The following is a 9,482-nucleotide window of genomic DNA, read 5'->3' on the forward strand; positions in this document are numbered from 1 at the left end:
CGACGATCAGCGGATGAAAGACGATGGCGCGCAGCACCATGCCGATGGTCGACAGCAGCGGTCCGCGGTCGCCACCGGTCAGCGCCATCAGCAGCGGCACGACGGAAAATAGCAGAATGCTGTCGAAGCAGAAGATCAGCGCGGTCGGAACCGCGGCCTTGGCGCCGAGCACCGCCAGCGCCAACCCCGGCCCCATATAGCCGATGTTGCCATAGCCGCCGGCCAGCGCGGCGATCGTGGTCTCGCGCAGCGACAACCCGCCGATCCAGCGCCCCGCCGCTCCGGACAGCAGAAAGGCGCAGCTGGTGCCGAGCGTGGTCGCCACCACAAACGGCAGGTTGTTGAGTTCCTCGAACGGCGTGCGCGACATGATCCGGAAGAACAGCGCCGGCAGCGAGACGTACAGCAGGAAGAAATTCATCCAGGCGAGGCCGTTCTCCGGCAGCCGCTTCCAGCGGCCACAGGCGAAGCCGACAAAGATCAGGCCGAAATAGGGAAGCGCCAGGTTCAGGATGTCGAGCATTGATGAATCGACGTTATTCGTGATTTTCGGCGCCGGCCCGGGCGGCTCGGCGCGGACGGCGCGACCCACGATTCATCGGTTTACCCCTAGCATCGGCCACAATCCTGGTTTATTCGACGAAGGATGATCAAGACCAGAACCGCCAGGTTTCAGATTGGACAGATCGTGCGCCACCGGATTTTCTCGTTCCGGGGCGTGATTTTCGATATCGATCCGGAATTCAACAACACCGAGGAATGGTGGCTGTCGATCCCGGAAGAGGTTCGTCCGAACAAGGATCAACCGTTCTATCACCTGCTCGCGGAGAATTCGGACTCCGAATACGTCGCCTATGTGTCCGAGCAGAACCTGCTGCCGGACGAATCCGGCGAGCCGATCCGGCACTCGCAAGTGGCCGAGATTTTCATCAAAGACAAATCCGGCAGCTATCGGCCGCGCAATCCGTCCCTGAACTGATCACCCGCGGCGCAGGCGCGGCTTTTCCGCTCCATCAGTATCGCCGCATCAACGCCCGTTGCATTGGCCGTCGCATTACGCACACACAATAAAGGGGAGCTCCGGTTGGGCTCCCCTTTTGTGATCTGGCTGCCGGCGCGGCTTACTTCGCTGCCGGATTGGCCGCGGCGGGCTGTTGCGCCTCGAGCTTCTTGCGCTGTTCTTCGGCGCGCTTCTGCAGCTCTTCCTGAAGCTTCTTCTGGGTTTCTTCGAACTGCTTGGGGTCGGTCGGCGGGCCGTCATAGGCCTTGGCGAATTCCGCCAGCGGCAGCGGCAGGGTCAGCGGCGCGCCGTTGGAATTGATCGCCTGAACGATCAGGTTCTGGCCCTTCTTCAGATTCGCGAGCAGTTCCGGCGTGACTTCGTAGTCCGACATGCAGCCGTTGGCGAAGCAGATCACATAGGGGCTCTGCGCCGGCGGGTTGTTGTCGACGATGACCCGCGTTCCGTGCACCAGCTGCATGCCGAGCGGCAGCGTGACGCGCAAGATCTTCTTCGGCTCGCCTTCCGGCTCGATGATCACCGCGGCGATCACCGGCTGGCCGGATTCGATGCGGCCGTCCTTGCCGGTGAAGCAGACCTGCTTGGCGTTGGCATCCTGGCCCTTCAGACAGAACTTGGTCCACGGCGCGTAGATCAGCTGCACCTGCTGGTCGGCCGGCGGGGCCGCGGCGGGGGCGCCGGCCGCCGGGGCTCCCGGCGCAGCCTTGGGGGCCGCCTTCGGCGCGGGCGCGGCCTTCGGAGCCGCCTTTGGCGCGGCGGGCGCGGCCGCGGGAGGCTGCTGCGCCTGCGCCGCAGGAATCACGGTCATGGCGGTCATTGTTGCCGCCAGCAGGGCGATAGCCCGCCCGCGCGGCAAGGCCGACGCGGCCAAGAGACGGAAATTCATTGCGGAGACCCTTTCTGAAGCGGTAACGCACCCGCAAATGATCGCGGGCGCTGACATCTCACCGTCGGCGGCTGTCTCGGTGCCAATTGGGGCGGATACGTGACAGGGCCTGCGGCGTGGTCAATGGCCCGCATTCAATACAACGGCGCGCGAAAAGATCAATGCCGGCCACAACTCCCTGGTGACATAGCCGATCCCTCCCCGCTGGCTGTGGTAAAATTCATCGTGGGAGTCAGCGAATCACATCGTGCGCTGCTGCGGGCCGCCGGCCGGTCGATGATCCGGTTCGCTGCGGCTTGCGCGATCGCGGGATGCGTCGCGGCGTCCGCGGCGGACCCGGGTCCCGATCCGCCGTCGCCTGCCGTCCTGACGCATAACATTCCGACGCATGGCATCGCGATGCATGGCGCGCCGGCGCTGCCGGCCGACTACGCCCAGATGCCCTATGTCAATCCGCAGGCGCCGAAGGGCGGCCGGCTGGTGCTCGGGCTGCTCGGCGCCTTCGACAGCCTCAACCCGCTGATCGTCAAAGGCCTCGCGGTGCAGCAGATCCGCGGCTATGTGATCGAGAGCCTGATGACGCGCGGCAATGACGAGGCGTTCACGCTGTACGGCCTGTTGGCGCAGAGCGTGGAGACCGACGACGCCCGCAGCTATGTCACTTTCCGGATCGATCCGCGGGCGCGGTTCGCCGACGAGCATCCGCTGCGCGCCGAGGACGTGATCTTCTCCTGGCAATTGCTGCGCGATAAGGGCCGGCCCAATCACCGGATGTACTACGCCAAGGTCGCCAAGGCCGAAGCGCTCGATCCGTTGACCGTGCGTTTCGATTTCGGCGGCGCCAGCGACCGCGAATTGCCGCTGATTCTCGGGCTGATGCCGGTGCTGCCGAAACATGCGGTCAATCCCGAGACGTTCGAGGAAACCTCGCTTAGCCCTCCGCTCGGCTCCGGCCCCTATCGCGTCAGCGCGGTGCGCGCGGGCGCCAGCGTGACGCTGACCCGCAATCCGAACTACTGGGGCCGCGATCTGCCGATCAATCGCGGGCTGTGGAATTTCGATGAGGTGAGGCTCGACTACTATCGCGAGGCCAACGGGCAGTTCGAAGCCTTCAAGCGCGGGCTTTACGACGTCCGGGTGGAGAACGAGCCGCTGCGCTGGCACGAGGGCTATGATTTTCCCGCAGTTCGCCATGGCGAGGTGATCCGCGACACCATCCGGACCGGGCTGCCGCAGCCCTCGGACTATCTGGTGTTCAACACCAGGCGTGCAGTGTTCGCCGATATCCGGGTCCGCGAGGCGCTGACGCTGCTGTTCGATTTCCAGTGGATCAACCGCAACTACTTCTACGGCCTGTATGCCCGCTCCGCTGGTTACTTCGCCGGCTCCGAACTCTCCGCCTATACCCGCCCCGCCGATCCCCGCGAGTGCGAATTGCTGCGGCCGTACCTGTCGCGGCTGCCCGCGGCGATCGTCGACGGCAGCTATCGGCTGCCCCTAAGCGACGGCTCCGGCCGCGACCGCGAGGCGCTGCGCCAGGCCTTGGCGCTGCTGGCCGAGGCCGGCTACGAACTCGACGGCACGGTGTTGCGGCAGCGCTCCACCGGGCAGCCGCTCGGCTTCGAGATCCTGGTGACGACGCGCGATCAGGAACGCATCGCATTGGCCTTTGTCCGCGATCTCAAGCGCGCCGGCATCCAGGCGAGCGTCCGCTCGGTCGACGGCGTGCAGTTCGATCAGCGCCGGCTGGCGTTCGATTTCGACATGATCCAGAACCGCTGGGACCAGTCGCTGTCGCCCGGTAATGAGCAGTCCTTCTACTGGGGCAGTGCCGCGGCCGACCATCAGGGGACCCGCAATTACATGGGCGCCAAGGACGAGGCGATCGACGCGATGATCGCAGCCCTGCTGCAAGCCCGCGAGCGGGCGGATTTCGTCTCCGCGGTGCGGGCGCTGGACCGCGTGCTGATCGCCGGCTTCTACGCGATTCCAGCGTATAACGTGCAAGAGCAATGGATCGCCCGCTGGAATCGGATAGAACGGCCTACGGCCGACGCCTTGACCGGGTATCTGCCCGAAACCTGGTGGCACGCGCCGCCACCGTCGCAAAGGTGATCCCGTGAATCAGAGCAACGCGTCGCCCACGCTCGACGGCCTGTTTCGGCGGATCCTGGCCCGCCAGCCCGACGCGCTGGCGCTGATCGATCCGGACAACAAGCTGCGCATCACCGGGCAATTGCCGCGGCGCTTGACCTTCGCCCAGGCCGACCAGGCGATCTCCGCGCTGGCGGCGCATTTCATCGCCGCCGGGCTGCCGGCCAATGCGGTGATCGCCGTGCAAATGCCGAACTGCGTCGAGTTCTTCCTGACCGTGCTGGCGGCGCACCGCGCCGGCCTGGTGGTGGCGCTGTTGCCGCAGCTGTGGCGGCAGGCCGAGTTGACCGTGGCGCTGAACCGCACCGGCGCCCGCGCCATCGTCACCACCAGCCGGATCGACGGCGTCGGCCACGCCCATCTGGCGATGGATGCCGCCGCGGAGGCGTTCTCGATCCGCCACGTCTGCGGCTTCGGCAGCGACCTGCCCGAGGGCATGGCCTCGCTCGACGCCGTGATCGCCGAACCGGCCGAGCCCGCGCCGGTCCGGCAGGACGCCCGGCGCGCCGCCATCATCTCGTTCGACGTCACCGCGACCGGCTTCCGCCCGGTGCCGCGGACGCATTTGAACCTGATCGCCGGCGGCCTGGTGTTGTCGCTGGAAAGCCGGCTGACCCAGGGCGCCTCGATCTTGTCGGCGATGGTGCCCTCCTCGTTTGCCGGCCTCACCGCCTCGCTGGTGGTGTGGCTGCTCACCGGCGGCACGCTGGCGCTGCACCACCCGTTCGATGACGAGAGTTTCGAGCGGCAGCTCGCCGAACTCGACTGTGACGCGCTGAGCGCGCCGGCGGGTCTGGCGCTGCGGCTTTCGGAAAACGGCATGCTGGAGCACGCCGCGAAGCTGCGCAACGTCATGGCCCTGTGGCGCGCCCCCGAACAGGTGGTCTCCAGCCCGGCCTGGCCTGCCGGCGCCTCGACCCTGACCGACGTCTATCTGTTCGGCGAGGCCGGACTGCTCGCCGCCCATCGCTCCGACGACGGCATGCCCCTGCCGATCAAGCCCGGCGTCCACGGGGCGCCGCGCGACGCCCTCGGCTCGTCCAACGCCGGCGAATTGCTGCTGACGCCGGGCGGCACGCTGGCGCTGCGCGGCCCGATGGTGCCGGTCGCCGCCTATGCGCCGGACGCCTCGAACCGCCTCGAGATCGCCAGCACGCCGCCCGACTATGTCGACACCGGCTATGCCGCGCGCACCGATCGCGCCACCGGCGCCCTCTGCGTGACCGCGCCCCCCGCGGGGATCATGGCGGTCGGCGGCTATCGCTTCCTGTCGCAGGATCTGCTGGAATGGGCGAAGCGGCTCGGCCAGGGCGCGCTGTTGACCGCGCTGCCAGACCGGCTCAGCGGCTACCGTCTGGCCGGACGCGCCAAGGACAACGCCAGGGCCCGTGAGGCGCTGGCCGAGCTGGGGCTGAATCCACTCATGGTTGAAGCGTTTCGGGACAGTTCGTCACAGACCGATTCAAATCGACAGCCGGCGTTGACGGGGCATTAAGCGCACCGGGGCTAGGTTCGGCGGGTCCGCAGCCACTCCCGGAAGTCCATGTCCCATCAAGGCCCGATCATCCTGCTCTCCGCTCCGACCCCGCCGTCGCTGACGGCGGCGTTGTCAGACGCCAAATTGTTTCCGGTCATCGATGCCACCTGGTCCGACGTCACGCAGGCCGTTGAGCGGCTGCAGCCGGCCGCGGTGGTGGTCTCCGGCGGCTATGACGACCGCGCGCTGGCCGCGCTGGCCAAGCAAATCGCCGGCAAACAACCCTACGTGCCGTTGATCGTCACCGATCCCGCTGGACCGCTGCCGGACAGCGCCATCAGCTTTGCCTCGCCGGACGGCAAGTTCGACCGCCTGGTGCCACGGCTTAACGCTGCGCTGCGGGTGCGAACGCTGCACGCCACCGTGCTGCGCCGGCTCGCCGCCGACCCGGAGTTGCGCAACTCGCTGTTGCAAACCGATCCGTTGGACGAAGCCACGGTGCTGCTGATCGGCCGCGGCTCCGGCTACCCCGCGTTGTCGGTGGCGCTCGGCGAACGGGTGGGCGTGGTCGGCACGCTGAGCATCGAAGGCGCCGCCAAGCACCTCAATGCGCGCGACCTCGACGGCATCATCCTCGGCGAAGGTTTTAGCCCGCGCGTGGTGGATGCGTTCCTGACCGTGCTGTCCGAGGACGCCCGCTTCCGCAATTTTCCGATCCTGGTCACCGTCCCCGGGGTCACCGCGGTCTATGACCTGCCCAATCTCGAACTCGCTTCGGGCGACCCGCTGCGCGCGGTCGACGAAGCCCTGCCGCTGATCCGGCAGCACGCCTTCGAGGCCAGACTCGGCCGCACGCTGCAATCGATCGACGCCGGCGGCCTGCTCGATCCGCGCACCGGGCTTCTGACCATGTCCGCCTTCGATCGGGACTTTGCCACCGCGGTCTATCATTCGCAGGACCGCGGCAGCGGACTGTCGGTAGCGAAGTTCGCCTTCGATCAGAACGACGACCGCGTGCTGCTCGACGCCGCACGGATCGTCAGCCGGCTGATGCGCAAGATGGATTTCGGCACGCTGCACGATGACGGCTCGATCGTCGTGGTGTTCGCCGAGACCGATCTGCGCAACGCCCACGCCATCGCACGGCGGCTATCCAGCGTGATGCGGCAGACCTCGCACAGCACGCGGCGGGAATCCCGCATCGATCCCACGGTGAGCGTGGCGACGCTGTTGCCCAACGACTCCGCGCGCTCGGTGCTCGGACGATTGTCGCAGGACGGACAGCGCGCGGCATCGTAAGCTGCGGCGGAACTATCGCCGCAGACTGGCATTGATGAGCGACAATCCGCAACGGAGGACGCTCATGAAAAAACTCGCCATCATCACCGCTTCGCTCGCCCTGCTGGCCTCGCCGGCGCTGGCTGCCGAATCGACCACCACCGGCAACGCCCCGGCCGAAGCCAAGTTCTCGACGGTGTCGAAGGAGGAGATGTTCAGCTCGAAGCTGAAGGGCCTCAACGTCTACAATCAGAAGGACGAGTCGGTCGGTGAAATCACCGATCTGGCGATCAAGGGCCACGCGGTGGACGCGTTGATTCTCTCCGTCGGCGGTTTCCTCGGCGTCGGCGAGCGCTACGTCGCGGTGTCACCGTCCTCGGTCAATGTCCGCTACGACAGCAAGCAGGACAAGTGGCTCGCCACCATGAACACCACCAAGGACGCGCTGAAGGCGGCGCCCGAATTCAAATATCCGAAGTAATTAAGATCGACGGGTTGACTGCGGCCATCGGCAGCCATGCCGATGGCCGTTTTTCGTTGCGGCAGACTTAAGCCGCCTTGCGGCCTTCCGCCAAATTGGCGAGCTGGCGCAGGATTTCGGTGGTGCCGATCAGCCGCTCCTCCGGAGTTTCCCAGTCCTGCAGGAACACCACCTTCATATCCGGCCGCACCTTGGCGGCCTTGCCGTGCTGCTTGATGAAGAACACCAGCCGGTCGGGCTGCGCGAAGGAGTTGTCGCGGAACGAGATCACCACGCCCTTCGGGCCGGCATCGACCTTCTCGACATTGGCCCTGCGGCAATACGCCTTGATCGCGGCGACCTTGAACAGATAGCGTACCTCGTCGGGCAACAGCCCGAAGCGGTCGCGCAGCTCGGCGGCGAAGGCGTCGATTTCCTCGTCGGTGTCGAGATCGGCGAGCCTGCGATACAGCGACAGCCGCACCGACAGATCGGCGACAAACTCCTCGGGGATCAGCACCGGCATGCCGATGGTGATCTGCGGCGACCAGCGGTCGGCGACCGGCTCGACCACGCCGGCCTTGAGGTTGACGATCGCCTCCTCCAGCATCGACTGGTAGAGTTCGAAGCCGACCTCCTTGATGTGGCCGGACTGTTCTTCGCCGAGCAGATTGCCGGCGCCGCGGATGTCGAGATCGTGCGAGGCGAGCTGGAAGCCGGCGCCGAGCGTCTCCAGCGACTGCAGCACCTTGAGCCGGCGCTCCGCCTGCGGTGTGATCTGGTGCTGCGACGGCAGCGTGAACAGCGCATAGGCGCGTAGTTTCGAACGGCCGACCCGGCCGCGCAGCTGATAGAGCTGCGCCAGACCGAACATGTCGGCGCGGTGCACGATCAGCGTGTTGGCGTTGGGAATATCGAGGCCGCTTTCGACAATCGTGGTCGACAGCAGGATGTCGTATTTGCCGTCGTAGAACGCCGACATGATGTCTTCGATCACCGTCGGCGGCATCTGGCCGTGGGCGACCGCGACCTTCATCTCGGGCACATGCTTGTCGAGGAAATCCTTGACGCCGGCGAGATCCTCGATGCGCGGGCAGACGTAGAACGCCTGACCGCCGCGATAGCGCTCGCGCAATAGCGCCTCGCGGATCATCAACGGATCGTGCGGCGCCACGAAGGTGCGCACCGCCAGACGATCGACCGGCGGCGAGGCGATGATCGACAGATCCCGCACCCCGGTCAGCGCCAGTTGCAGCGTGCGCGGAATCGGCGTGGCGCTCAGCGTCAAGACGTGCACCTCGGCGCGCAGTTGCTTCAGCCGTTCCTTGTGACTGACGCCGAAATGCTGTTCCTCGTCGACCACGATCAGGCCGAGATCCTTGAACTTGATCGACTTGCCGAGCAGCGCGTGGGTGCCGACCACGATGTCGATCTCGCCCTCCGCAATGCCCTTCTTGACCCTTGAGAGTTCTTTCGGCGGCACCAACCGCGAGGCCTGGCCGACATTGACCGGAAAGCCGCGGAACCGCTCGGTGAAATTCCGCGCATGCTGCCGCGCCAGCAGCGTGGTCGGCACCACCACCGCGACCTGCTTGCCTTCCATGGCGACCGCGAAGGTGGCGCGCAGCGCCACTTCGGTCTTGCCGAAGCCGACGTCGCCGCACACCAAACGGTCCATCGGCTTGCCGCTTTCCAGATCGTGCAGCGAGGCATTGATGGCGCCGAGCTGGTCCTCGGTTTCGTCGTAAGGAAAGCGCGCGCAGAACTCGTCATAGATATGCTGTTGCACCACCAGCTTCGGCGCCTCGCGCAGATGCCGTTCGGCGGCGATCTTGATCAGCTCGCCGGCCATCTCGCGGATGCGGTTCTTCAGCTTGGCCTTGCGCGCCTGCCAGCCGCCACCGCCAAGCCGGTCGAGTTCGACGCCGGCCTGTTCGGAGCCGTAGCGCGATAACAATTCGATGTTTTCAACCGGCAGATAAAGTTTGGTCTCGTTGGCGTAATGCAGTTCGAGACAATCATGCGGCGCGCCGCCGACTGTGAGCGTCTGCAAGCCAATGAAACGCCCGATGCCGTGCTCGACATGAACGACAAGATCACCGGTGGAAAGACTGGTGACCTCGGAAATGAAGTTCTCCAGCTTGCGGCTGGATTTACGCGCGCGCACAAGGCGGTCGCCGAGAATGTCCTGTTCGGTGATGAGCGC

General features: G+C 66.0%; 9 protein-coding genes. 6 read left to right on the forward strand and 3 right to left on the reverse strand.

Annotated elements, in window-relative coordinates:
• The coding region (locus tag VGC77_RS20960; RefSeq protein ID WP_331173492.1) for an AEC family transporter at window positions 1-523 on the reverse strand (523 nt) is incomplete at its 3' end.
• Between the two features lie 123 nt (window positions 524-646).
• Here VGC77_RS20960 and hspQ point away from each other — a divergent pair.
• A complete protein-coding gene (gene hspQ / locus VGC77_RS20965) occupies window positions 647-979 on the forward strand; it encodes a heat shock protein HspQ (protein ID WP_331173493.1) in 333 nt (110 codons plus the stop codon).
• 142 nt (window positions 980-1,121) lie between these two features.
• Here the strand turns inward: hspQ and VGC77_RS20970 are convergent, their stop codons facing one another.
• A complete protein-coding gene (locus VGC77_RS20970; RefSeq protein WP_331173494.1) occupies window positions 1,122-1,907 on the reverse strand; it encodes an invasion associated locus B family protein in 786 nt (261 codons plus the stop codon).
• On the opposite strand from VGC77_RS20970, the gene VGC77_RS20975 reads away from it, so the two are divergent.
• The 5 genes from VGC77_RS20975 (at window position 1,828) to VGC77_RS20995 (ending at window position 7,297) form a co-directional block, all read left to right on the forward strand.
• A complete protein-coding gene (locus VGC77_RS20975) occupies window positions 1,828-2,010 on the forward strand; it encodes a hypothetical protein (protein WP_331173500.1) in 183 nt (60 codons plus the stop codon). The two genes, VGC77_RS20970 and VGC77_RS20975, sit on opposite strands and share 80 nt — an antisense overlap.
• Before the next feature lie 296 nt (window positions 2,011-2,306).
• The gene (locus VGC77_RS20980) at window positions 2,307-4,022 is read left to right on the forward strand and encodes an extracellular solute-binding protein (RefSeq protein ID WP_331173495.1); all 1,716 of its coding nucleotides are present in this window, start codon (window positions 2,307-2,309) and stop codon (window positions 4,020-4,022) included.
• 4 nt (window positions 4,023-4,026) lie between these two features.
• Window positions 4,027-5,556: a class I adenylate-forming enzyme family protein gene (locus VGC77_RS20985; RefSeq protein WP_331173496.1), complete on the forward strand. Its 1,530-nt coding sequence runs from the start codon at window positions 4,027-4,029 to the stop codon at window positions 5,554-5,556.
• A gap of 48 nt (window positions 5,557-5,604) precedes the next feature.
• Window positions 5,605-6,837 (forward strand): GGDEF domain-containing protein, encoded by a 1,233-nt coding sequence (locus VGC77_RS20990; RefSeq protein ID WP_331173497.1) that lies wholly within the window; start codon window positions 5,605-5,607, stop codon window positions 6,835-6,837.
• Window positions 6,838-6,901: 64 nt separating this feature from the next.
• Window positions 6,902-7,297, forward strand: coding sequence for a PRC-barrel domain-containing protein (locus tag VGC77_RS20995; protein WP_331173498.1), 396 nt, complete (start codon window positions 6,902-6,904; stop codon window positions 7,295-7,297).
• 67 nt (window positions 7,298-7,364) lie between these two features.
• Here the strand turns inward: VGC77_RS20995 and mfd are convergent.
• Window positions 7,365-9,482, reverse strand: a 2,118-nt coding sequence (mfd, locus tag VGC77_RS21000; RefSeq protein ID WP_331173499.1) for a transcription-repair coupling factor, incomplete at its 5' end; no start/stop codon positions are given.

This window comes from Rhodopseudomonas sp. (assembly GCF_036404135.1).
Classification (GTDB): Bacteria; Pseudomonadota; Alphaproteobacteria; order Rhizobiales; family Xanthobacteraceae; genus Rhodopseudomonas_A.

Excerpts from the sequence above, each read along its gene's own strand:
- hspQ (WP_331173493.1), top strand. The coding sequence starts at position 647 with ATGATCAAGACCAGAACCGCCAGGTTTCAGATTGGACAGATCGTGCGC.
- VGC77_RS20995 (WP_331173498.1), top strand. The coding sequence starts at position 6,902 with ATGAAAAAACTCGCCATCATCACCGCTTCGCTCGCCCTGCTGGCCTCG.
- VGC77_RS20975 (WP_331173500.1), top strand. The coding sequence starts at position 1,828 with ATGGCGGTCATTGTTGCCGCCAGCAGGGCGATAGCCCGCCCGCGCGGC.
- VGC77_RS20990 (WP_331173497.1), top strand. The coding sequence starts at position 5,605 with ATGTCCCATCAAGGCCCGATCATCCTGCTCTCCGCTCCGACCCCGCCG.
- VGC77_RS20980 (WP_331173495.1), top strand. The coding sequence starts at position 2,307 with ATGCATGGCGCGCCGGCGCTGCCGGCCGACTACGCCCAGATGCCCTAT.
- VGC77_RS20970 (WP_331173494.1), bottom strand. The coding sequence starts at position 1,907 with ATGAATTTCCGTCTCTTGGCCGCGTCGGCCTTGCCGCGCGGGCGGGCT.